Source organism: Pseudomonas sp. p50(2008) (assembly GCF_015351605.1).
Classification (GTDB): domain Bacteria; phylum Pseudomonadota; class Gammaproteobacteria; order Pseudomonadales; family Pseudomonadaceae; genus Aquipseudomonas.
In genome coordinates this window covers 147089-171332 of sequence record NZ_JACMYF010000004.1, presented here as the reverse complement: position 1 = coordinate 171332, position 24244 = coordinate 147089, and the positions used below count along the sequence as shown (strand labels likewise).

Below are 24244 nucleotides of genomic sequence, written 5' to 3'. Positions count from 1 at the left end.
TGTTCAAATAATCACCAATTGCCTTGCACCTCTCCTGTCCCTTCTCTACAATTGCGCCCCTTGCTGTGACGGCAGGCACGCATGTGTCTACTGCAAGCAAGTCCATAAGTGTCATTCACTCCTTGTCTGACCGCTTTTGAGCGGCAGGCTACAACCCGTAAGGAGCATTCATGCGTCATTACGAAATCATCTTTTTGGTCCACCCGGATCAAAGCGAGCAAGTCGGCGGCATGGTAGAGCGTTACACCAAGCTGATCGAAGAAGACGGCGGCAAAATCCACCGTCTGGAAGATTGGGGTCGTCGTCAACTGGCCTACGCAATCAACAATGTTCACAAGGCTCACTACGTGATGCTGAACGTTGAATGCACTGGCAAGGCCCTGGCCGAGCTGGAAGACAACTTCCGCTACAACGATGCAGTGATCCGTAACCTGGTCATCCGTCGCGAAGAAGCCGTTACCGGCCAATCCGAGATGCTCAAGGCTGAAGAAAACCGCAGTGAGCGCCGTGAGCGTCGCGACCGTCCTGAGCACGAAGGCGCTGAAAGCGCTGATAGTGATGACAGCGACAACAGCGATAACGCTGACGAGTAATCCACGGACCTTTTGAGGAGCCTATTACATGGCACGTTTCTTCCGTCGTCGTAAATTCTGCCGCTTCACCGCTGAAGACGTGAAAGAGATCGATTACAAAGATCTCAACACTCTGAAAGCCTACGTATCCGAGACCGGCAAAATCGTTCCAAGCCGTATCACCGGTACCAAAGCACGTTATCAGCGTCAGCTGGCCACCGCTATCAAGCGCGCCCGCTTCCTGGCCCTGCTGGCCTACACCGACAGCCACGGCCGCTGAGACCGGGCAGTCGACACGTAGCAAAGGATTGAATGCATGCGTGCCATAGCTGAGTTCATCATGCGCGGCCGTATGCAGGCCACTCTCGTAGTGGCTGGATGCGCGGCATTGCCGTTGTTGTATTGGTTGGGTGCTGCCGCGGGATGCTTCGTGCTCCTGCGGCGCGGATTGAAGGATGCGTCAAGTGTCCTTGCTCTGGGATTGCTACCGGCATTGATCTGGTGGCTTTACGCCGATGACCCACGCTCACTTCTGGTGCTGCTGGGGTCTTGGAGCCTTGCGTTGGTTTTGCGCGCAAGTGAGTCCTGGAACCGCGTGCTGCTGGTCAGCATAGCGATGGGAGTGGTGTTTTCAGTGGTGCTGGGGATAGCTTTTGGTCCCCAGATCGAGATGCTGGCGCAGGCTTTGATAAAAGTCATGCCGTCGCTACTCGGCGATGTCTACCAGAAGTTGTCGGTAGACGAGCAGGCGCATTTTGCGTCCCTGATTGCACCGGTCCTGACCGGCCTGATTGCGGCCTTGTTGCAAATCGTCAGTGTGCTGAGCCTGATTGTCGGGCGCTACTGGCAGGCGTTGTTGTACAACCCGGGTGGTTTTGGTCGCGAGTTTCGCGCTATCCGCTTCCCGCTTCTACCAGCGATGTTGCTGCTGGCGTGCATGCTTCTGGGGCCGAATATCGGTCCACAGATGGCCATGTTGACGCCGTTGTGCAGCGTACCGCTGGTGTTCGCCGGGCTGGCCCTGATTCACGGGCTGGTGGCGCAAAAGCGACTGGCCAGGTTCTGGCTGGTGGGGTTGTACGTCACGCTGTTGCTGTTTATGCAGCTGATCTATCCGTTGCTGGTGGTCTTGGCCATCGTCGACAGCCTGATTGATTTTCGCGGTCGTCTGGCGCCGAAAGACGCCGATAACGCGAACGGTGAAGGTTAAAAGTTAAGAGGATTTTCACATGCAACTGATCCTTCTGGAAAAAGTCACCAACCTGGGCAACCTGGGTGACAAAGTGAACGTTAAGGCTGGTTACGGTCGTAACTACCTGCTGCCTTACGGCAAAGCTACCGCTGCGACCGCTGCCAACCTGGCCGCGTTCGAAGAGCGTCGCGCTGAGCTGGAAAAAGCCGCAGCAGACCGTAAAACTTCGGCTGAAAGCCGTGCCGCCCAACTGGCTGAGCTGGAAGTGACTATCACTGCCACCGCTGGTGACGAAGGCAAGCTGTTCGGTTCGATCGGCACCCACGACATCGCTGATGCACTGACCGCCTCTGGCGTTGAAGTTGCTAAAAGCGAAGTTCGTCTGCCGAACGGCACCATCCGCAACGTAGGCGAATTCGACGTAGCCGTGCACCTGCACGCCGAAGTTGAAGCCACCGTACGCGTTGTCGTGGTAGCAGCTTAAGCAGCACTTGATCGACTGGTACCCTCGGGTGCTTGTCGGTAACATCGGGCACGATCCTGTTCACAGGTCGTGCCCTTTGTCTTTCTGCAGTTCCTGAATTTCACACTAATCATTCAAGTGGCCATGAACGATATCTCCGCTCCCGAGCAATATGATCTGCAAACTGCTTCCCTGAAGGTGCCTCCGCATTCCATCGAGGCCGAGCAGGCCGTGCTCGGTGGTCTGATGCTGGATAACAACGCTTGGGAACGCGTGCTTGATCAAGTCTCCGACGGCGATTTCTATCGACATGACCACCGCCTGATCTTCCGTGCCATCGCCAAACTGGCGGACATGAACTCGCCAATCGACGTCGTGACCCTGGCCGAGCAATTGGACAAGGAAGGTCAGACCTCGCAAGTCGGAGGCCTCGGGTACCTCGGAGAACTGGCAAAAAACACGCCGTCTGTCGCTAACATCAAGGCGTATGCGCAGATCGTCCGTGCACGGGCGACGTTGCGCCAGCTGATCGGTATTGCCAGCGAAATTGCCGACAGTGCGTTCAACCCTGAAGGGCGCACCGCTGAAGAGATTCTTGACGAGGCCGAACGGCAGATCTTCCAGATTGCTGAGGCCCGGCCAAAAACCGGCGGCCCGGTGAGCGTGAACGACCTGCTGACCAAGGCCATCGACCGCATCGACACACTGTTCAACACCGACAACGCCATCACTGGCCTGTCGACCGGTTACACCGACCTCGACGAGATGACCAGTGGGCTGCAACCGTCCGACCTGATCATCGTCGCTGGCCGTCCATCCATGGGTAAAACCACCTTTGCGATGAACCTGGTTGAAAACGCCGTGTTGCGCAGTGACAAGTGTGTTCTCGTTTACTCGCTGGAGATGCCAGGCGAATCGCTGATCATGCGTATGTTGTCGTCCCTCGGCCGTATCGACCAGACCAAGGTCCGTGCCGGTCGCCTGGACGACGATGATTGGCCGCGCCTGACGTCGGCGGTCAATCTGCTCAACGATCGCAAGTTGTTTATCGATGACACGGCCGGTATCAGTCCGTCAGAGATGCGCGCGCGGACCCGTCGTCTGGTCCGTGAACACGGCGATGTCGCCCTGATCATGATCGACTACCTGCAGCTGATGCAGATTCCAGGTTCCGGCGGCGACAACCGGACCAACGAGATTTCCGAAATCTCCCGTTCCTTGAAAGCCCTCGCCAAGGAATTCAACTGTCCGGTAGTGGCGTTGTCCCAGCTCAACCGCTCCCTCGAACAACGACCGAACAAGCGCCCGATCAACTCCGACCTCCGGGAATCCGGAGCGATCGAGCAGGATGCTGACGTGATCATGTTCGTGTACCGGGACGAGGTTTACCACCCGGAAACCGAGCACAAAGGCATCGCCGAGATCATCATCGGCAAGCAGCGGAACGGTCCGATCGGCACGTCACGACTGGCGTTCATCGGTAAGTACACCCGCTTCGAAAACCTGGCGCCGGGCAGCTATAACTTCGACGACGAGTAACCCGGCAAAAAACTGTGGCAAGAAGCTTTTGTGGCGAGGGAGCTTGCTCCCGCTTGAGTGCGCAGCGCTCACGATTTTGGGGCCGCTTCGCACCCCAGCGGGAGCAAGCTCCCTTGCCACAGGGTAGATGCAAGACCTTCGGGGCTGTGCACAAACCAGCCACAGACATTTCCGACCATTACCGTCGGAATTGGTTATTTTTTGTGCTATATTCCGCGCCCGCGATTTTTCATCTCAACACCGGTCATCGTCATGCAAACAGCCAAGCCGTTATTTGACTATCCCAAGTACTGGGCCGAATGCTTCGGTCCAGCGCCATTCCTGCCGATGAGCAGGGAGGAGATGGATCAGCTTGGCTGGGATTCATGCGACATCATCATCGTCACCGGTGATGCGTACGTGGACCATCCGTCTTTCGGCATGGCGATTATCGGCCGGCTGCTGGAGTCCCAGGGCTTCCGCGTCGGGATCATTGCGCAGCCAAACTGGCAGTCCAAAGACGACTTCATGAAGCTCGGCGAGCCGAACCTGTTCTTCGGTGTCGCGGCCGGGAACATGGACTCGATGATCAACCGCTACACCGCCGACAAGAAAATCCGCTCCGATGACGCCTACACCCCCGGTGGCCTGGCGGGCAAACGTCCCGACCGCGCGAGCCTGGTTTACAGCCAGCGCTGCAAGGAAGCCTACAATCATGTGCCGATCGTGCTGGGTGGCATCGAAGCCTCCCTGCGCCGCATTGCTCACTACGATTACTGGCAGGACCGGGTGCGTAACTCGATCCTGATCGACGCCTGCGCCGACATTCTGCTCTACGGCAACGCCGAGCGTGCGATCGTCGAAGTCGCCCAGCGTCTGTCCTACGGCCACAAGATCGAAGACATCACCGACGTGCGCGGCACCGCATTCATCCGTCGCGATACGCCGAAAGACTGGTACGAAGTCGATTCCACGCGCATCGACCGTCCGGGCAAGGTCGACAAGATCATCAACCCGTACGTGAACACCCAGGACACCCAAGCCTGCGCCATTGAGCAGGAAAAAGGTCCGGTTGAGGATCCGAGCGAAGCCAAGGTCGTGCAGATCCTGGCCAGCCCGCGCATGACTCGCGACAAGACCGTGATCCGTTTGCCGTCGGTAGAGAAAGTCCGTGGCGATGCGGTGCTCTACGCTCACGCCAACCGGGTGCTTCACCTGGAAACCAACCCGGGCAACGCCCGCGCGCTGGTGCAGAAGCACGGCGAAGTCGACGTCTGGTTCAACCCGCCGCCGATTCCGATGACCACTGAAGAAATGGACTACGTGTTCGGTATGCCCTATGCGCGCATTCCGCACCCGGCGTACGGCAAGGAAAAGATCCCGGCCTACGACATGATCCGCTTCTCGGTGAACATCATGCGTGGCTGCTTCGGTGGCTGCACCTTCTGCTCGATCACCGAGCACGAAGGCCGGATCATCCAGAACCGTTCAGAAGAGTCGATCATTCGTGAAATCGAAGAGATCCGCGATAAGGTGCCCGGCTTCACCGGCGTCATTTCCGACCTCGGTGGCCCGACCGCGAACATGTATCGCATCGCCTGCAAGAGCCCGGAAATCGAATCCGCGTGCCGCAAGCCATCGTGCGTGTTCCCGGGCATCTGCCCGAACCTGAACACCGACCACTCGTCGCTGATCCAGCTGTATCGCAGCGCTCGCGCGTTGCCGGGTGTGAAGAAGATCCTGATCGCTTCCGGCCTGCGTTACGACCTCGCGGTCGAGTCGCCGGAATACGTTAAAGAGCTGGTGACTCACCACGTCGGTGGTTACCTGAAGATCGCCCCGGAACACACCGAGGAAGGTCCGCTCAACCAGATGATGAAGCCGGGCATCGGCAGCTATGACAAGTTCAAGCGCATGTTCGAGAAGTACTCCAAGGAAGCCGGGAAAGAGCAGTACCTGATTCCGTACTTCATCGCCGCTCACCCGGGCACCACCGACGAAGACATGATGAACCTGGCCCTGTGGCTCAAGGGCAACGGCTTCCGTGCCGACCAGGTGCAGGCGTTCTACCCGTCGCCGATGGCCACCGCCACCGCGATGTACCACTCGGGCAAGAACCCGCTGCGCAAGGTCACTTACAAGAGCGACGCCGTGACCATCGTCAAGAGCGAAGAGCAGCGTCGTCTGCACAAGGCGTTCTTGCGTTATCACGATCCGAAAGGCTGGCCGATGCTGCGTGAAGCGCTGACCCGCATGGGCCGCGCCGACCTGATCGGGCCGGGTAAAAACCAGCTGATCCCGCTGCATCAGCCGGCGACCGACAGCTACCAGAGCGCCCGTCGCAAGAACTCGACGCCAGCAGGTAGCCATAAAGTCGCGGGTGAAAAAACCACCAAGATCCTGACCCAGCACACAGGCCTGCCACCGCGCGCCAGTGACGGTGGTAATCCGTGGGACAAGCGTGAACAGGCCAAGGCTGCGGCGTTTGCCCGTAACCAGCAGGCCGCCAAGGAGCGTAAGGATGCCGCGAAAGGCAAGGGCCCTAAACCTGCCCGCAAGCCGGTGGTACCGCGCTAAACGCTGACAGCGGATAACAAGACGCCAACCTTCGGGTTGGCGTTTTGCATTTCTGAATCAATCAAATCCCCTCGCCACTGGTTTTGTGTTCGCTGTCCCTCCATTTACTGACTGTTGTCACAGCTTCGCCACATTTGCGTGCAACTGCGCCAAACCAATTTCCCGCATCGCCCGATTTTGGTGCTGTACTGCCTCAAGCAAACGCAGAAAGCGCCGGTGCCGCTGCATGGCATAAGTCTTGCGCGCTTTCCCATACGCTTAGGGCTCGCAGGAGGCACGCCGTGTCGATACATGTCGCATTGCATCACGTAACGCATTACCGCTACGACCGCGCCGTCGAGCTCGGGCCGCAGATTGTTCGCCTGCGCCCGGCCGCCCATAGTCGCACGCGGATACTGTCCTATGCGCTGAAAGTCTCGCCCGAGCAGCACTTCATAAACTGGCAGCAAGACCCCCAGGGCAATTACCTGGCGCGGTTAGTGTTTCCTGAGAAAACCGATGAATTGCGCATCGAAGTGGATCTGCTCGCCGAGATGGCGGTGTTCAATCCATTCGACTTCTTTCTGGAGCCGTATGCGGAGAAAATCCCGTTCGTTTACGCCACCGATGAGCGCAAGGAGCTGGCGCCGTACCTGGAAACCCTGCCGCTGACGCCGAAGTTCAAGGCCTACCTGGACGGTATCGACCGCACCCCGTTGCCTGCCGTGGATTTCCTCGTAGCGCTCAACCAGCGTCTGAGTGAAGACATTGGCTACCTGATCCGCATGGAGCCAGGCGTCCAGACACCCGAACACACGCTTGAACACGCTTCTGGATCCTGCCGCGATTCCGCGTGGTTGCTCGTGCAGTTGCTGCGCAATCTGGGCCTGGCCGCGCGGTTTGTCTCCGGTTACCTGATTCAACTGACGGCCGATGTCAAAAGCCTCGACGGGCCCTCGGGCACCGAAGTGGATTTCACCGACCTGCATGCCTGGTGCGAAGTGTATTTGCCCGGCGCCGGCTGGATCGGCCTGGACGCGACGTCAGGACTGTTTGCCGGTGAAGGACACATTCCGTTGGCCTGTAGTCCCGATCCGGGCTCTGCGGCACCGATCAGCGGCTTGGTGGAGCCCTGCGAGTGTGAGTTCACCCACGAAATGTCGGTGGAGCGGATCTGGGAAGCACCGCGAGTCACCAAGCCCTACACCGACGATCAATGGCTGGCGATCCAGGCATTGGGCCGGCAGATCGATGCGGACCTTCTCGAGGGTGACGTGCGCCTGACCATGGGCGGTGAACCGACTTTCGTGTCCATCGATGACCCGGACGGTGCCGAGTGGAACACCGCAGCGCTCGGACCGGACAAGCGTCGCCTGTCTGCCGAACTGTTCCAGCGCATGCGCAAGCGCTATGCCCCCAATGGCCTGGTGCATTTCGGCCAGGGCAAGTGGTACCCGGGCGAACAGCTGCCGCGATGGTCCCTGAACTGCTACTGGCGCCGCGACGGTGTGCCGATCTGGCGCAACAACGCGCTGATCGCCGATGAGCAAGAAGACTACGGCGCTAACGGCGAACTGGCCGGGCGGTTTTTGGCGAGCGTCGCCGAGCGCCTGAAAATTCCGACACGCTTTGTGTTTCCAGCCTACGAAGACAATTTCTATTACCTCTGGCGCGAAGGCACGTTGCCGCAGAATGTCAGCGCCGAAGACTCACGCCTTGACGAACCCCTGGAGCGTGCGCGCCTGCGCAAAGTCTTCAGCCAGGGATTGGACACGGTGATTGGCCAGGTGCTGCCACTGGCGCGTACCGCCAAGGGTGACCAGTGGCAAAGCGGCCGCTGGTACCTGCGTGATGAGCACTGCCGCCTGGTGCCGGGTGATTCCGCGCTGGGTTATCGCCTGCCGCTCGGCTCACAACCTTGGGTCAAAGCGGCGGAGTATCCTTTTATCCATCCAAGGGATCCGAATCAGGATTTCCCGCCGCTGCCCGACCTTGCTCAGTTGCAAAGCCAAGGCGAGCCTGCGGTTGCGCAAGACCGTGCGCCGAAGATCGACGAGTCCGCGGACTGGCTGACGCGGACCGCCTTCTGCGCGGAGGCGAGGGAAGGCCGGCTGTACCTGTTCATGCCGCCGCTGGAGCAGGTCGAGGATTATCTGGAACTGGTCGCCGCCATCGAAGCCACCGCTGAAGAACTGCATTGCCCGGTGTTGCTGGAGGGTTATGAACCCCCGAGCGACCCGCGATTAAGCAACTTTCGCGTCACCCCTGATCCGGGCGTGATCGAAGTCAATGTGCAGCCGTCGGCGACCTGGGATGAGCTGGTCGATCGCACCGAATTCTTGTACGAGGAAGCTCGCCAGACCCGCCTGACCACCGAGAAATTCATGATCGACGGCCGTCACACCGGCACGGGTGGTGGCAACCATTTCGTCCTGGGCGGCGCCACCCCGGCGGACTCACCTTTTCTGCGTCGCCCCGACCTGCTGCGCAGCCTGATCAGCTACTGGCATAACCATCCCTCCTTGTCGTATCTGTTTTCCGGATTGTTCATTGGCCCGACGTCCCAGGCGCCCCGTGTCGATGAGGCGCGCAATGACTCGTTGTATGAGCTGGAAATCGCTTTTTCACAGATGCCTGAACGTGGCGAAGAATGCGCGCCGTGGCTGGTGGATCGACTGCTGCGAAACCTGCTGATCGACGTCACCGGTAACACGCACCGGGCCGAGTTCTGCATCGACAAACTCTATTCGCCGGATGGCGCCACGGGGCGTCTCGGCTTACTCGAACTACGGGCCTTTGAAATGCCACCCCATGCGCGCATGAGCCTGGCTCAACAGCTGTTGCTGCGGGCGCTGGTCGCGCGGTTCTGGCGCGAACCTTATGCGCCGCCCAAACTGGCTCGTTGGGGTACCGAATTGCATGACCGATTCATGTTGCCGCACTTTATCGAACAGGATTTCGCTGACGTCATCGTCGACCTCAATGCGGCGGGTTATCCCGTGCGCGCCGAGTGGTTTGCCGCGCACCTGGAATTCCGGTTTCCCAAGGTGGGTGATTACGCGGTCAGTGGCATCGAGCTGGAGGTGCGTCAGGCGCTGGAGCCTTGGCACGTTTTGGGCGAGGAGGGCGCGCCCGGCGGAACGGTGCGTTATGTGGATTCTTCGCTTGAGCGCCTGCAGGTCAAACTCACTGGCCTGTCGCCCCAGCGTTATTTGCTGACGTGCAACGGCGTTCCGGTGCCATTGCAGCCCACCGGGCGCGTCGGCGAATTCGTCGCTGGCGTGCGTTTCCGCGCCTGGCAACCGTCCAATTGCCTGCAACCGACCATCCCGGTGCATGCGCCTTTGGTCTTCGATGTGCTCGACACCTGGATGCAGCGCTCGCTGGGTGGCTGTCAGTACCACGTCGTCCATCCGGGCGGTCGGAACTACGACAGTCTGCCGGTCAACGCCAATGAGGCGGAGAGCCGGCGGATGGCGCGGTTTTTCCGGATCGGACACAGTCCCGGAAAACTGCCGGTCCCGAGTGTCGACATCAACGACGAGTTGCCGATGACACTCGATTTACGACGCTTTTGAACCGTACGCGACGCCCGGATTTTTCGTCTATCCGGGTGTCATGAGCCTGCGTTAGTCTGACCGAACTTTGCTGTCTGCCGAGCTTTCCATGCCTGACCTGCTTGACCTGCTTGACCGCTACCCGCTCACGGCGGGCACTTACCACGAACTGCTCGACGACAGTGGGGCCGTTCGCCCGCACTGGCGTCGGCTGCTCGACCAATTGCAACGCAGCACGCCAGCGCAATTGGTGCAGCGTCAGGCACTGCTGACCCGGCAAATCCAGGAAAACGGCGTGACTTACAACGTCTACGCCGATCCCAAGGGCGCCGACAGGCCGTGGGAACTGGACCTGCTGCCCCATGTGATTGCGGCTGATGAATGGCAGCACTTATCCGCCGGCATCGCCCAGCGGGCACGGTTGCTCAATGCGGTGCTGGAAGACCTCTACGGCCCGCAGCGCCTCATCGCTGAAGGCTTGCTGCCCGCAGAACTGGTCTTCGGTCACAACAACTTCCTCTGGCCCTGTCAGGGCATCAAGCCGCCAGACGGAACATTTCTGCATCTGTATGCCGTGGACCTGGCGCGCACGCCTGATGGGCGCTGGTGGGTGACGGCCGATCGAACGCAGGCGCCGTCCGGTGCCGGGTATGCGCTGGAAAACCGCACCATCGTATCCCGAGCGTTTCCAGAGCTTTACCGTGACCTCAAAGTGCAGCACCTGGCCGGCTTCTTCCGCACGCTTCAGGAAACCCTGGCCCGTCAGGCACCCAGCGACGACGAAGCGCCCCTGATCGTGTTGCTGACGCCGGGTCGGTTCAACGAAAGCTATTTCGAACATCTGTATCTGGCGCGCCAGCTGGGTTACCCGCTGGTGGAGGGCGGCGACCTGACAGTGCGCGATGCCACGGTCTACCTGAAAACCTTGAGCGGCCTGCGCCGGGTACACGCGATCATGCGTCGGCTCGACGACGACTTCTGCGACCCGCTGGAATTGCGCACCGACTCAGCCCTTGGCGTGCCGGGGTTGCTGGAGGCGGTGCGGCAGGGCCGGGTGCTGGTAGCCAATGCGTTGGGCAGTGGGGTGTTGGAGTCTCCCGGGTTGTTGGGTTTTCTGCCGAAGATCAACCAGTTCCTGTTTGGCGAAGAGCTGATCCTGCCGTCCATCGCTACCTGGTGGTGCGGTGAAGCGCCGGTGCTGGCCCAGGCGTTGGAAAAACTGCCTGAGTTGTTGATCAAACCCGCTTTTCCGTCACAGAGTTTTGCGCCGGTATTTGGCCGGGACTTGAGTGAAAAACAGCGCCAGGTGCTCGCTGAGCGCATGCAGGCGCGGCCTTACGCGTATGTAGCGCAAGAATTGGCGCAGCTTTCCCAGGCGCCGGTCTGGCAGGCAGAAGATGGACTGTTGCAACCCCGCGCTATCGGCATGCGCGTGTATGCCGTGGCCAGCCGCGACGGTTATCGGGTTTTACCGGGCGGGTTGACCCGCGTGGCCGCCGAGGCAGACGCCGAAGTGGTATCGATGCAACGTGGCGGCGCGAGCAAGGACACCTGGGTTCTGGGTGATCGTGCTCCGAGTGGCGAGCAATGGAAAACCCAGCGCACCATTGGCGTTCATGACCTGGTACGGCGCGATCCGTATTTGCCGTCACGTGTGGTGGAGAACCTGTTCTGGTTTGGCCGTTACTGTGAGCGTTGCGATGACAGCGCGCGGTTGTTGCGAATCATGCTGGCGCGCTATGTCGATGGCGACGATCCCCAGGCCTTGCAGGCGGCAGTCGATCTCGGTGAGCGGTTGATGCTGCTACCCGATGAGGGCGAATTGCCCGAGCGCTTACTCGCCGCGTTGCTGGGAGATGACTGGTCGTTCAGCCTGCGCTCCAACCTGCAACGCTTGCAGTGGGCCGCCTCTCAGGTACGCGGCAAACTCTCTCGAGAAAACTGGCAAGCGCTGGTGGAACTGCAGCGCGAAGCCTTGGAGCTTGAATCCGAAGAGCCGGATTTTGGTGAGTTGCTGGACTTCCTCAACCGGTTGGTGATGTCCCTGGCGGCACTGTCAGGTTTTGCCCTCGACGACATGACCCGGGATGAAGGCTGGCGTTTCCTGATGATTGGACGGCGGATCGAACGACTGCAGTTTCTCAGCGCCAGCCTCGCGGCTTTCTTGCGTGGCGCCGATGCGTTCGAGCAGGCAAGGCTGGAGTGGTTGCTGGAGCTGGGTAACAGCAGCATCACCTTCCGTTCGCGGTATCTGGCGGTAGCGCAATTGATCCCGGTGTTGGACCTGTTACTGCTCGACGAGCAAAACCCTCACGCCGTGCTGTTCCAGTTGAAACTGGTGACGCGCACCCTCAAACGCCTGAACGACGACTTTGGCGCACCGCGCGAAACAGGTTTGCCGCACCTGGTGGAGCGTTTGGCGCGGTTCGATCTGGGCTGCCTGGAAAATGCCCTGTTCGGTGAAGCCAGCGTCCGCGCCGCCATCGACGGGCTGGCGGATTTGCTCCAGGAGATCGCTGAAGCCAGCGGGCAAGTGTCGGATCGCCTGGCGCTGCGTCATTTCGCCCACGTCGACGATGTCAGCCAGCGCACGGTGTCCGTCTGATGAACGCCCATTACCAGATCTTTCACGACACCCATTATCACTACGACAGTCCGGTGTCCCTCGCCCAACAGCTGGCCCATTTGTGGCCTCGGCCCTGTGCCTGGCAGCGATGCACCGATCAGCAATTGCTAATCAGTCCTGACCCGACTTCGCGTCGCGATGAGCTGGATGTTTTTGGCAACCCGCTGACGCGCCTGGCGTTCGAGCGGCCCCACGACGAATTGCTGGTCAACGCCAGCCTCACGATTGAAGTGTTGCCCCGGCCTGCACTGGACTTCACCCGGTCTCGCGCGTGGGAAGACACCCGCAACGCGTTGACGTACAGCAGCCAGCCGCTGTCACCCCAAGTGCTCGAGGCCTGTCGTTACCGGTTCGAATCGCCCTACGTGCATTTGAAACGCAACTTCGTCGAATTTTCTGAAAGCTGTTTCCCCGCAGGTCGACCGTTGCTGCTCGGGGTTCAGGCGCTGATGGAGAAGATCTTCAGCGAATTCACCTTCGATGCCGAAGCGACCCAGGTGGCGACGCCTTTGGTGGAAGTGCTGGAGCGTCGACGGGGGGTATGCCAGGATTTCGCGCACCTGATGCTGGCCTGCGTGCGTTCCCGCGGGCTGGCCGCGCGCTACATCAGCGGTTATCTGTTGACCCAGCCACCACCGGGCCAGCCGCGCTTGATCGGTGCCGATGCGTCACACGCCTGGGTGTCGGTGTTTTGCCCGGTGCTGGGATGGGTGGATTTTGATCCGACCAACAACGTGCAACCGGCGCTGGAGCACATCACCCTGGCCTGGGGCCGGGATTTCTCCGATGTATCGCCGTTGCGCGGGGTGATTCTGGGGGGTGGAAATCATGACCCGGAAGTGCGCGTCACTGTGATGCCGCTGGACTAACGCAATCCCCCGTGGGAGATCCAGTGCAGGAGCAAAGCTTGCTCGCGATGGCGGCGTGTCAGGACGTATTAATATCGACTGACACACCGCCATCGCGAGCAAGCTTTGCTCCTACAAGGGATCGTGTGTGCCTGGGTGTTTCAGATAGGCGCTGTGAGGGTCAGCAAGGTTCTGCTGACCCTGGACACAGATCCGGTGGGCCTGATCAGATCATCGGGCCCTGAGGGTCTCAGGCGTCGGGCGCCTGATCTTTCGGTGCTTCAACATCACTTTCTGCGGCCACTTCACCCTCTGTTTCCGGGTTCAGTGCGGCGGCTTCTTCTTCAGCTGTAGCTTTCTTGCGCTGAAGCTTTTCCTCTTTCTTCTGCTCCTTGGCCAAGTCTCTCTGACGTTTGGCGAAGGAATAATTAGGTTTAGCCATGGGCGATCCTCTGGGGTCGAAGGTGAGGTTGAGCGGCGCATATTCTGCCCTGTATCGGTGCCGAGCCGTTAGCTGGGTTTTTGCTCGGCCCATTTTGGCGTGACCACCGGTTGCCAGGCATCCAGTGCATCGAGCAGGATTTGCGGCGATTCGCTCGTTTGCAGCATGTCACGGTGTGCTTCGCGAACGAAGCCTTCGCCGACGATATGATCAAGAAAACCGGTCAATTTACTGTAGAAACCGTTCACTTCCAGCAAGCCAAGCGGTTTGCCGTGATAGCCGAGCTGGCCCCAGGTCCAGACTTCGAACAACTCTTCCAGCGTGCCCAAGCCGCCGGGCAGGGCGATAAAGGCGTCGCTGAGTTCCGCCATCCGCGCCTTGCGGGCATGCATGCCGTCGACCACTTCCAGTCGCGTCAGGCCGCTGTGGCCGATTTCCTTGTCCTTGAGGCTTTGCGGGATGATCCCAATGACTTCTCCGCCAGCGGCCAGTGCTGCATCCGCCACGATTCCCATCAAACCGACGGCGCCACCGCCATACACCAGGGTCAATTTACGTTCGGCGAGCGCACGCCCGAGGGCGACTGCCGCTTCACGATAAGCGGGGTTGGTGCCGGTGCTGGCACCGCAAAATACACAGACGGATGCTAAAGACATGCCTTACTCCAGGGTCGGGATGGCCACAGAGTAAAGGCAGGGCAGCAGCGCTCCAAGGGTTAAACGTCGCGTTCAGGCGTTTCACAGGAGCCGCTGGCGCCACAGGCGTAGGCGGCAAGCAGACTGCACAAAAGGCTATTCAGGGACATGCTACGAGCTCCGGATATTGGCGATGGCTCGATAATAAGGCCGCAGCAGACGCTTGGCTGGTAGATTGTTTCGATGAGTGTCATAGCCCGAAAGTTGTATACAATTTTTGATTCAGGTCATAGGAACTTGCGAAGTTTTCAGGCAGTCTTCTGTTCATTCGCACTTTTTGTTAACCCTGCCTTGGAGATTCACCATGTTTGCCAAACTTGTTGCGGTATCCCTGCTGACACTGGCCAGCAGCCAGCTGATGGCCGCTGAATGCAAGGTCACTGTCGACTCCACTGACCAGATGTCCTTCGATACCAAGGACGTCAGCATCGACAAAAGCTGCAAGACCTTTACCGTTGAGCTGAAACACTCCGGTAGCCTGCCGAAAAACGTCATGGGCCATAACTGGGTATTGAGCAAAACGGCTGATATGCAGCCAATCGCTACCGACGGCCTGGCGGCTGGCATTGACAAGAACTACCTGAAAGACGGCGATACACGCATCATCGCGCACACCAAGATCATCGGTGCTGGCGAGACAGATTCCGTGACCTTCGACGTGTCGAAGCTGGCAGCTGGCGAAAGCTACGGCTTCTTCTGCTCGTTCCCTGGCCACATCTCGATGATGAAAGGCACGGTTACCCTGAAGTAATCGAATCGCGGTCATAAAAAAGCGTCCACTTGGGACGCTTTTTTTATATCTGTCGTTTGACCGCGTCATCGTTATTCGCATGGCTTGCCCGCGAAGGCGCCCGAACAGGCGCCGAAAATCTTACGGCGCGAACGGCATCACACGCTTGTGATGAGTCTTCCTGTACGTCTCGCAAATGATCCTGAACGCTTCCTCACGCACGGGCTCGCCATGCAGGAACGCGTCAATCTCCGCATAGGTCACGCCATGGGACGCTTCGTCCGGTTTGCCGGGCGACAGGTCTTCCAGATCCGCTGTCGGCACCTTTTCAACCAATGACTCGGGGGCACCGAAGCTGCGGGCGATGTTGCGTACCTGGTTTTTCACCAGGCCGCTCAGCGGTGCCAGGTCGCACGCGCCGTCACCGAACTTGGTGAAGAACCCCATCACGGCTTCTGCTGCATGATCTGTTCCGATGACCAGTCCCTGGGCTGCACCGGCGATGGTGTACTGGGCAACCATGCGCATCCGCGCCTTGGTGTTGCCGAGCACGAAATCCACCGACACGGCGTGTTTGCCTTCGAACGCCGCGACTTCATTGGCCAGGGATTTAACCGCCGGGCCAATGTTCACCGTGTGGCGCTCATCCGGCTTGATGAAATCCACCGACGCCTGGGCGTCGTGTTCGTCAAACTGGGTTTCGTAGGGCAGGCGCACAGCGATGAACTTGTAGTTGTCATCACCCGTGCGAGTGCGCAATTCGCGTATGGCCCGCTGGGCCAGCAGGCCGGCCGTCAGCGAATCAACACCACCGCTGATGCCAAGCACGAGGGTCTTGAGCCCGGAGTTGACCAGGCAATCCTGAATGAACGTGATCCGACGGGCGACTTCCGCCTCAAGGGCGGCGTTGTCGGCGAACGACGGTTGAACCTTGAGCTGCTCAGCAATCTCACGCTGTACGGCTTGCATGAATTCACTCCTTGCTAGATGTGCTGGTTGGGGCGGCAGGAACTTTGAAAACGTGTCGCAAATAGGCGACGAAATTCGGGTCTTTGCAGTGAGTCTTGCCGGGCTCATCGGAAATTTTCGCCACTGGCTGACCGTTGCAGGCGGTCATTTTAAGCACGATGCTCATGGGTTCGACACCCGGAATATCACATGTCAGGTTGGTGCCGATGCCGAAGCTCACGTTGATCCTACCGCGCAGTGCCCGGAATATTTCCAGGGACTTGGGCAGCGTCAGGCTGTCGGAGAACACCAGCGTCTTGCTCATCGGGTCGATGCCGAGCTTGTGGTAGTGGGCGATGGCCTTTTCCGCCCAGATCACAGGGTCCCCGGAGTCATGGCGCAGGCCGTCGAAGAGCTTGGCAAAGTACAGATCGAAATCGTTGAGGAAGGCATCGGTCGTGATGCAGTCTGTCAGGGCGATCCCCAGCAGGCCACGATACTCGCGGACCCAGCAGTCGAGGGCGGCGATCTGGCTGTCGATCAGCCGCGGCCCCAGTTGCTGGTGCGCCATGATCCATTCGTGGGCCATGGTGCCCAACGGCTTCATGTCCAGTTCACGGGACAGGTGGACGTTGCTGGTGCCGACGAAACGCCCTGGGAAATCGTGCTTGAGCACGTTGACCACTTCTTCCTGCACGCGGTACGAGAAGCGACGGCGAGTGCCGAAATCAGCTACCTGCAACTCGGATAATTCCTCGCGGCTGGCATGGGCGGTGAGCCAGTCGAACTTGCGGTAAAGCTGCTCGCGAGCCTGTTCCAGCACGACTTCCCGGTAGCGATAGCGGTTGCGCACTTCGCTGACGATAGACAGCAGTGGCACTTCAAACAGGATCACATGCAGCCACGGTCCGCGCAGACGGATGAACAACTCACCGTTTTCTATGCCGGTGTGCACGTAGCGCAGATTGAAGCGGAACAACCCGAGAAAGCGCAGAAAATCCGGCTTCATGAAGCTGATGCGTTCCATGAAACCCAGCTGATCGGCTGTCAGGCTCAATTCGGCCAGGCGCTCGATCTGAAAGCGGATCTCCGCCAGATAAGGCCGCAGGTCTTCGCTATTACGGCAACGAAACTCCCATTCCACTTCTACGTTGGGGTAGTTGTGCAGCACCGCCTGCATCATCGTCAGTTTGTAGAAGTCGGTGTCGAGCAGGTTCTGCACGATGCGATCGCCAAACACGCTCTCGCTCATAACGGGGTTCTCCAGGCTGGCCGCGGCTGATGTCACGACATTGCAGCTGTTTCATTGAATGGGGCTAGTGGCGCATATCAACGCCGGGAATTGCCAGCAATTTTTTAGACGCTGGAAACCTCTGTGGCGTGTTTTGCCTCAGATCTTGGTGAGGCATTAAATTTGCGGTATTTCCGGGCTATCGATCTGCTCCAGCATCCACTTCACAAAGTCTCGGACTTTCGGCACTTCCGCCGAATGCTCCGGATACGCCAGGTAATAGGCGTCGGAGCTGGGCATCGCGTGCTGCCAGGGTATGACCAGCTTGCCGTCGGCCAATTCCTCTTCAACCAGAAACTTGGGCAAGAGCGCCACGCCACAGCCCACCTGAGCGGCGCGGATGCACATGTAAAAGGTTTCGAAGCGCGGGCCGTGGTAGCTGTGTTCGGTGTGGTAACCCTGGCTGTCGAACCAGTCGTGCCAGGCCTGTGGACGAGAAGCGTTTTGCAGCAGGACGAGGTCGGTGAGTTGCGTAGGATCGGTGAACGGCGTGGCGGGCAGGCTGCCGGGCGCACACACCGGGACCAGCTCTTCGCTGAACAGCTTCAGGCATTCGGTGCCGGGTCGCGAGCCTTGGCCAAAGTAGAACGCCAGGTCGCTGCGACCCTGCAGCAAATCGTCGGCTTCCTGTTCGCTGCACAGGTCCAGGTGGATCGACGGATGACGCAATCGCCAGCCTTTCAAGCGCGGCACCAGCCAGCGCGCGCCGAAGGTGGGAGGCGTGGACACGCGCAGGACTTCGGTCTCCCCGCCGTAGGAACGCAGGTAATGGGTCGACATCTCCACCTGCGTGAGGATTTTTCTTACCTCCACAAGATACAAATCGCCGGCAGGCGTCATTTGCAGGCGTCGGCGTACCCGCCGGAACAGCAAGTGCTGCAGCAACTCTTCGAGTTGCGCGACCTGTTTACTGACGGCGCTCTGCGTCAGGTTCAGCTCTTCGGCGGCCCGGGTGAAGCTCAAGTGCCGGGTGACAGCCTCGAAACACTGCAACGCGGTAATTGACGGCAGATAGCGTTTGTTGAGCATGAGCGATCCTTTCTTCTTGTTTCTTTATTGCCAGCAATGCACAGCATGAATAAACGGAATGATATCTCTCTTAAAGGTCGTTTGTTGAGTAACCTCCAGAGCGCTAAAACTACAGGTCTGATCAGCCGAGATTTTCCGGCTGCACACGTTCTGTCTTTTGCTTGAGGAGTCACCCATGGTTGCCGCATTGCTTGATCGTCTAGGTGTAAACCCGGCCCTGTACCAGAACGGCAAAGTGCCGGTGCATTCGCCGATCGATGGCAGCCAGATCGCTTCGGTGAATTGGGAAGGTGCCGCTGAAGTCGAGCAGCACATCAGTCGTGCAGATCATGCGTTTGAATTGTGGCGCAAGGTCCCGGCCCCGCGCCGTGGCGAACTGGTGCGTCAACTGGGCGACATCCTGCGTGAATACAAGGCTGACCTTGGCGAGCTGGTGTCCTGGGAAGCGGGCAAGATCACTCAGGAAGGTCTGGGTGAAGTTCAGGAAATGATCGACATCTGCGACTTCGCCGTCGGTTTGTCCCGCCAGCTGTACGGCCTGACCATCGCCTCCGAGCGTCCCGGCCACCACATGCGCGAAACCTGGCACCCGCTGGGCATCGTTGGTGTGATCAGCGCATTCAACTTCCCGGTCGCGGTCTGGGCCTGGAACACCACGCTGGCGCTGGTTTGCGGTAACCCGGTGATCTGGAAACCGTCCGAGAAAACCCCACTCACAGCACTGGCTTGTCAGGCACTGTTTGACCGCGTACTGAAGAATTTCAGCGATGCGCCGCCGCACTTGAGCCAAGTGATCATTGGCGGTCGCGATGCTGGCGAAGCGTTGGTCGATGACCCGCGTGTTGCGCTGATCAGCGCCACCGGCAGCACCCGCATGGGCCGCGAAGTAGCGCCGAAAATCGCCGCGCGTTTCGCTCGCAGCATTCTGGAACTGGGCGGCAATAACGCCATGATCCTCGGCCCAAGTGCCGACCTGGACATGGCCGTTCGCGCGATCCTGTTCAGCGCCGTCGGTACTGCCGGCCAGCGCTGCACCACCTTGCGTCGCCTGATTGCCCACGAGTCGGTCAAAGAAGAAATCGTCACCCGCTTGAAGGCCGCTTACTCCAAAGTCCGCATCGGCAATCCGCTGGAAGGCAACCTGATCGGTCCGCTGATCGACAAACACAGTTTCGACAACATGCAGGACGCGCTTGAGCAAGCCTTGAGCGAAGGCGGCCGGGTGTTTGGTGGCAAACGCCAACTGGAAGACAAATTCCCGAACGCTTACTACGTCGCACCCGCCATCGTTGAAATGCCGGAGCAGAGTGACGTGGTTTGCCACGAAACCTTCGCGCCGATTCTTTACGTGGTTGGCTACAAGGACTTCGACGAGGCCCTGCGCCTGAACAACGCGGTACCGCAAGGCCTGTCGTCCTGCATCTTTACCACCGACGTGCGTGAAGCCGAACAGTTCATGTCGGCGGTGGGCAGCGATTGCGGTATCGCCAACGTCAACATCGGGCCGAGCGGCGCGGAAATCGGCGGCGCATTTGGTGGTGAAAAAGAAACCGGCGGTGGTCGTGAATCCGGTTCCGATGCATGGCGCGGCTACATGCGCCGTCAGACCAACACCGTGAACTATTCGCTGGAGTTGCCGTTGGCTCAGGGCATCACGTTCGACTAACCGGTTATTCCTGAGCGAGCTTTTGTGGCGAGGGGATTCATCCCCGTCGGCTGCGCAGCGGCCCCGAATATGGGACTGCTACGCAGCCAACGGGGATAAATCTCCTCACCACATAGCTCATCCAAAATGAACTGTGTGTTGGTTAGGTTTCTGTTGGAGTCTGGCAATGCCGTTACGCGAAGAGTGTCTGTGGGAAAAACTGACGCCGCAAAGGCCTGACAACGCCGCCCTCAAGGGCGAAGTGACGGCAGATGTTTGCGTCATCGGTGCAGGTTTTACCGGGCTGTCGGCGGCGGTGCATCTGCTGGAACAAGGCAAGACAGTTTGTGTGCTGGAAGCTCATCGTGCCGGTCAGGGCGGGTCAGGGCGCAACGTCGGGCTGGTCAACGCCGGGATGTGGATTCCACCGGACGAGATCGAAGCCGGGTTCGGCGAGGCGGTGGGCAGTCAGCTCAATCGCATGCTCGGGGCGGCGCCATCGCTGGTGTTCAGCCTGGTCGACAAATACAACATCGATTGCCAGTTACGCCGCGAAGGTACTTTGCACATGGCGCACAACGCCCGTGGCGAAGCGGATCTGCGCAGTCGCGAAGAACAATGGAAACGTCGCGGCGCCCCCGTCGAATTGTTGACCGGCCAGGCCTGCGAGCAAGCGACGGGTACCAAAAAGATTGCCGCCGCACTGCTTGATCGGCGTGCCGGCACGCTTAATCCGATGGCTTACACCACAGGGCTGGCCAAAGCGGCCATCGGCCTGGGCGGTCGACTGTTCGATCACTCTGCCGTCACGCGACTTGAGCGTCAGGGCCAGAAATGGTCGGTGCACACCGCGCAGGGTTCGGTGCTCGCTGAACAGGTGGTCATCGCTTCCAACGCCTACACCGAAGGGGACTGGACCGAGCTGCGACGCAATTTCTTCCCCGGTTATTACTATCAAGTGGCGTCGGTCCCGCTGACGGACGAGGCCGCACAGCAAATTCTTCCTGGTGGCCAGGGCTCATGGGACACCCGTCAGGTGCTGAGCAGTATTCGTCGAGACAAGGACGGTCGACTGTTGCTGGGCAGTCTGGGGAATGGCAATCAGAAGCCGGCCTGGTTTCTCAAAGCCTGGGCGGACCGGGTTCAGCAGCATTATTTTCCCTACCTCAAACCCGTTGAGTGGGAGTGCACCTGGACCGGTTGCATCGCCTTCACCCCGGACCACCTGATGCGCCTTTTTGAGCCGGCGCCGGGAATAGTGGCAGTCACTGGCTACAACGGTCGGGGCGTTACAACAGGAACCGTGGTCGGCAAAGCCTTTGCCGATTATTTGTGTAACGGAAATCCTCAGGCTTTGCCGATTCCGTTCGCGCCCATGCAGCCCCTGGCGGGAGCAGGTTTGAGAAGCTGTTTGTATGAAGCGGGCTTCTCGCTGTATCACGCAGGCCAGTGCTTGCGCATCGTCATTTGATTGTTGAAATTTGTGTCCGAAACACGGCGCTTTTTCGAGCAGCGACTAGCCTGTAATGGTGCGGGTTGTAGCAGTACCGCACCAGCGGTGTGCACTTCGGTGACGCACGATGTTACAGGCCGGTTGCACGTCGTTTGGCGCCGCGGTTGCAATGATGGCGCACTCGGGTTGCGCCTTTAAAAATAAACGGTTTCACCTTCCGCGGTTTAGACGGTTGCACGCCCAATGAAAATGGGCTCGAAACAGTCGAAATAACAATAAAGCAGCGACTTTTTTCAGAATAAAAAACCGATGGCACGGCCCTTGCTCTGAGCATTCAGTGAAGTCGCAGTGCCAACTAAAAAAAAACCTTGGAGCACCACCTCATGTCCCAGACGTTTTACAAGAAAGGCTTTCTGGCCCTCGCAGTGGCAACTGCGTTGGGTGTTTCTGCGTTTGCACAAGCTGATGTGAAAATCGGTGTGGCAGGTCCAATGACTGGCGCCAACGCAGCATTTGGCGAGCAGTACATGAAGGGTGCACAGGCAGCAGCCGACGCAATCAACGCGACGGGCGGCGTCAACGGGGAAAAAATCGTACTGGTGAAGGGCGATGACGCCTGCGAACCGAAACAGGCTGTGACGGTCGCCAAGGACCTGACCAACCAGAAAGTGGCGGGCGTGGTAGGTCACTTCTGCTCCTCGTCGACCATCCCGGCTTCCGAGATCTACGACGAAGCGGGCATCATCGCAATTACGCCTGGCTCGACCAACCCACAGGTCACCGAGCGCGGCCTGAGCGCCATGTTCCGTATGTGCGGGCGTGACGACCAGCAGGGCATCGTTGCCGGCGACTACATCGTCGACGTGCTAAAAGGCAAGAAAGTGGCCGTGCTCCACGACAAAGACACCTACGGCCAAGGTCTGGCGGACGCCACCAAGGCGCAGTTGGTCAAGCGTGGCGTTACGCCGGTGCTGTATGAAGGCCTGACTCGCGGCGAGAAAGATTTCAGTGCCGTCGTGACCAAGATTCGCGCAGCCGGTGCCGACGTTGTCTACTTCGGCGGCCTGCACCCGGAAGCCGGTCCACTGGTTAAACAACTGCGTACCGAAGGCCTGAAAGACGTGAAATTCATGTCCGATGACGGCATCGTGACCGACGAACTGGTGACCACCGCTGGCGGCCCGCAGTACGTCGACGGCGTGCTGATGACCTTCGGCGCCGACCCACGCATGCTGCCAGACAGCAAAACCGTGGTAGACGAGTTCCGCAAGAAAGGCACCGAGCCTGAAGGCTACACCCTGTACGCCTACGCTTCGGTCCAGACCCTGGCAGCGGCCTTTAACGGTGCCAAGTCCAACAAAGGCGAAGAAGCCGCCAAGTGGCTGAAAGCCAACACCGTCAAAACCGTGATGGGCGACAAATCCTGGGACTCCAAGGGTGATCTCAAGGTTTCCGACTACGTGGTGTACCAGTGGGACAAGGACGGCAAATACCACCAGCTGGAAAAACAGAAGTAAGGGCTGACTCGATCACCTGAACCCCCACAGATCCCTTGTGGGAGCGGGCTTGCCCGCGATGGCGGACTTGCAGGAGACAAACTATGTCGAATGTTCAACCGCTATCGCTGGCAAGCCAGCTCCCACAGGGGACGGTGTGGGCCGGGTTGACCGTGGCTGACATTACTCCGACGTAAATCTGTATTTTCCTTAGAAGAACCGCACACCCACAGATGTGCAGGTTCTCATTGCGTGAGATTGCGTTATGGATGGTATTTTCCTGCAGCAACTGGTCAATGGCCTGACCCTCGGGTCGGTCTATGGCCTGATCGCCATCGGCTACACAATGGTCTATGGCATCATCGGCATGATCAACTTCGCCCACGGCGAGGTTTACATGATTTCCGCTTACCTCGCGGCAATCAGTCTGGCTCTGCTGGCATACTTCGGTATCGAATCCTTCCCTCTGCTGATGCTCGGCACACTGATCTTCACCATCGTCGTCACGGCGGTCTATGGCTGGGTCATCGAGCGCGTCGCCTACAAACCGCTGCGAAATTCCACCCGACTGGCACCGCTGATCAGCGCCATCGGTATTTCCCTGATCCTGCAAAACTATGCACAAATCGCCCAGGGTGCCCGTCAACAGGGGGTTCCTACATTGCTGACTGGTGCATGGCGAGTTGAAGTCGGGACCGGCTTCGTCCAGCTCACCTACACCAAAATCTTCATTCTGGTCGCAGCGTTTGCCGGGATGGCCCTGCTGACCTACGTCATCAAGTACACCAAGCTCGGCCGCATGTGCCGCGCGACACAGCAAGACCGCAAGATGGCTTCGATCCTCGGGATCAACACCGATCGGGTGATCTCCTACGTGTTCATCATCGGTGCAGCGATGGCGGCCCTGGCCGGCGTGCTGATCACCATGAACTACGGCACGTTCGACTTCTACGCAGGCTTCGTCATCGGTATCAAGGCGTTCACCGCGGCGGTACTCGGCGGGATCGGCTCGCTGCCTGGCGCGATGCTCGGCGGGATCATTCTCGGGATCTCCGAGTCGCTGTTCGCGGGTCTGGTCAACTCCGATTACAAAGACGTTTTCAGCTTCTCGCTGCTCGTTCTCGTTCTGGTCTTTCGGCCCCAAGGCCTGCTCGGCCGTCCTCTTGTGTCGAAGGTGTAAGCG

Annotated in this window: 19 protein-coding genes; 14 read left to right on the top strand and 5 right to left on the bottom strand. The window is 59.2% G+C overall.

Features of this window, described 5'->3' with window-relative positions:
* Positions 1-170: 170 nt before the first annotated feature.
* The 9 genes from rpsF to H7698_RS12535 all read left to right on the top strand — a co-directional run bounded on the left by rpsF (position 171) and on the right by H7698_RS12535 (position 13353).
* On the top strand, positions 171-593 hold the full coding sequence (gene rpsF / locus H7698_RS12575) for a 30S ribosomal protein S6 (RefSeq protein ID WP_003217491.1): 423 nt from the start codon (positions 171-173) through the stop codon (positions 591-593).
* A 28-nt stretch (positions 594-621) separates the two neighbouring features.
* Positions 622-852, top strand: coding sequence for a 30S ribosomal protein S18 (gene rpsR / locus H7698_RS12570; RefSeq protein ID WP_002551829.1), 231 nt, complete (start codon positions 622-624; stop codon positions 850-852).
* A gap of 36 nt (positions 853-888) precedes the next feature.
* Positions 889-1782 (top strand): hypothetical protein, encoded by an 894-nt coding sequence (locus H7698_RS12565; RefSeq protein ID WP_162437101.1) that lies wholly within the window; start codon positions 889-891, stop codon positions 1780-1782.
* 19 nt (positions 1783-1801) lie between these two features.
* A complete protein-coding gene (rplI, locus tag H7698_RS12560) occupies positions 1802-2248 on the top strand; it encodes a 50S ribosomal protein L9 (protein ID WP_003197251.1) in 447 nt (148 codons plus the stop codon).
* Positions 2249-2371: 123 nt separating this feature from the next.
* A complete protein-coding gene (gene dnaB, locus H7698_RS12555) occupies positions 2372-3766 on the top strand; it encodes a replicative DNA helicase (RefSeq protein ID WP_162437100.1) in 1395 nt (464 codons plus the stop codon).
* 252 nt (positions 3767-4018) lie between these two features.
* Positions 4019-6322: a YgiQ family radical SAM protein gene (locus H7698_RS12550; RefSeq protein WP_162437099.1), complete on the top strand. Its 2304-nt coding sequence runs from the start codon at positions 4019-4021 to the stop codon at positions 6320-6322.
* Between the two features lie 281 nt (positions 6323-6603).
* Complete coding sequence (locus H7698_RS12545; protein ID WP_194691577.1) at positions 6604-9879, top strand: transglutaminase family protein; 3276 nt, start codon at positions 6604-6606, stop codon at positions 9877-9879.
* A gap of 97 nt (positions 9880-9976) precedes the next feature.
* Positions 9977-12463 carry a circularly permuted type 2 ATP-grasp protein gene (locus H7698_RS12540; RefSeq protein ID WP_194691862.1) on the top strand — a complete coding sequence of 829 codons (2487 nt, stop codon included), beginning with the start codon at positions 9977-9979 and terminating at the stop codon, positions 12461-12463.
* Entirely contained in the window at positions 12463-13353 is an 891-nt protein-coding gene (locus tag H7698_RS12535) for a transglutaminase family protein (RefSeq protein WP_194691576.1), read from the top strand. The genes H7698_RS12540 and H7698_RS12535 overlap by 1 nt, the downstream gene beginning before the upstream one ends.
* A gap of 229 nt (positions 13354-13582) precedes the next feature.
* Here the strand turns inward: H7698_RS12535 and H7698_RS12530 are convergent, their stop codons facing one another.
* Both H7698_RS12530 and H7698_RS12525 read right to left on the bottom strand, forming a co-directional pair.
* Positions 13583-13774 carry a hypothetical protein gene (locus H7698_RS12530; protein WP_194691575.1) on the bottom strand — a complete coding sequence of 64 codons (192 nt, stop codon included), beginning with the start codon at positions 13772-13774 and terminating at the stop codon, positions 13583-13585.
* 68 nt (positions 13775-13842) lie between these two features.
* On the bottom strand, positions 13843-14430 hold the full coding sequence (locus H7698_RS12525; protein ID WP_162437095.1) for a TIGR00730 family Rossman fold protein: 588 nt from the start codon (positions 14428-14430) through the stop codon (positions 13843-13845).
* A gap of 343 nt (positions 14431-14773) precedes the next feature.
* On the opposite strand from H7698_RS12525, the gene azu reads away from it, so the two are divergent.
* The gene (gene azu / locus H7698_RS12520) at positions 14774-15220 is read left to right on the top strand and encodes an azurin (protein ID WP_162437094.1); all 447 of its coding nucleotides are present in this window, start codon (positions 14774-14776) and stop codon (positions 15218-15220) included.
* A 120-nt stretch (positions 15221-15340) separates the two neighbouring features.
* On the opposite strand, the gene nadE is transcribed toward azu, so the two are convergent.
* The 3 genes from nadE to H7698_RS12505 all read right to left on the bottom strand — a co-directional run bounded on the left by nadE (position 15341) and on the right by H7698_RS12505 (position 18467).
* Complete coding sequence (gene nadE, locus H7698_RS12515) at positions 15341-16168, bottom strand: ammonia-dependent NAD(+) synthetase (protein ID WP_194691574.1); 828 nt, start codon at positions 16166-16168, stop codon at positions 15341-15343.
* A gap of 4 nt (positions 16169-16172) precedes the next feature.
* Positions 16173-17399 (bottom strand): nicotinate phosphoribosyltransferase, encoded by a 1227-nt coding sequence (gene pncB, locus H7698_RS12510; protein WP_162437092.1) that lies wholly within the window; start codon positions 17397-17399, stop codon positions 16173-16175.
* Positions 17400-17555: 156 nt separating this feature from the next.
* Entirely contained in the window at positions 17556-18467 is a 912-nt protein-coding gene (locus H7698_RS12505; RefSeq protein WP_194691573.1) for a LysR family transcriptional regulator, read from the bottom strand.
* Between the two features lie 175 nt (positions 18468-18642).
* Between H7698_RS12505 and amaB the strand changes: the two genes are divergently transcribed.
* The 4 genes from amaB to H7698_RS12485 all read left to right on the top strand — a co-directional run bounded on the left by amaB (position 18643) and on the right by H7698_RS12485 (position 24241).
* Positions 18643-20133, top strand: a complete 1491-nt coding sequence (gene amaB / locus H7698_RS12500) for an L-piperidine-6-carboxylate dehydrogenase (RefSeq protein WP_162437090.1) — start codon at positions 18643-18645, stop codon at positions 20131-20133.
* Between the two features lie 166 nt (positions 20134-20299).
* On the top strand, positions 20300-21583 hold the full coding sequence (gene amaA / locus H7698_RS12495; RefSeq protein ID WP_194691572.1) for an L-pipecolate oxidase: 1284 nt from the start codon (positions 20300-20302) through the stop codon (positions 21581-21583).
* Positions 21584-21948: 365 nt separating this feature from the next.
* Positions 21949-23082, top strand: coding sequence for an ABC transporter substrate-binding protein (locus H7698_RS12490; protein WP_162437088.1), 1134 nt, complete (start codon positions 21949-21951; stop codon positions 23080-23082).
* A gap of 244 nt (positions 23083-23326) precedes the next feature.
* A complete protein-coding gene (locus tag H7698_RS12485) occupies positions 23327-24241 on the top strand; it encodes an ABC transporter permease subunit (RefSeq protein WP_194691571.1) in 915 nt (304 codons plus the stop codon).
* The last annotated feature ends 3 nt before the right edge of the window (positions 24242-24244 follow it).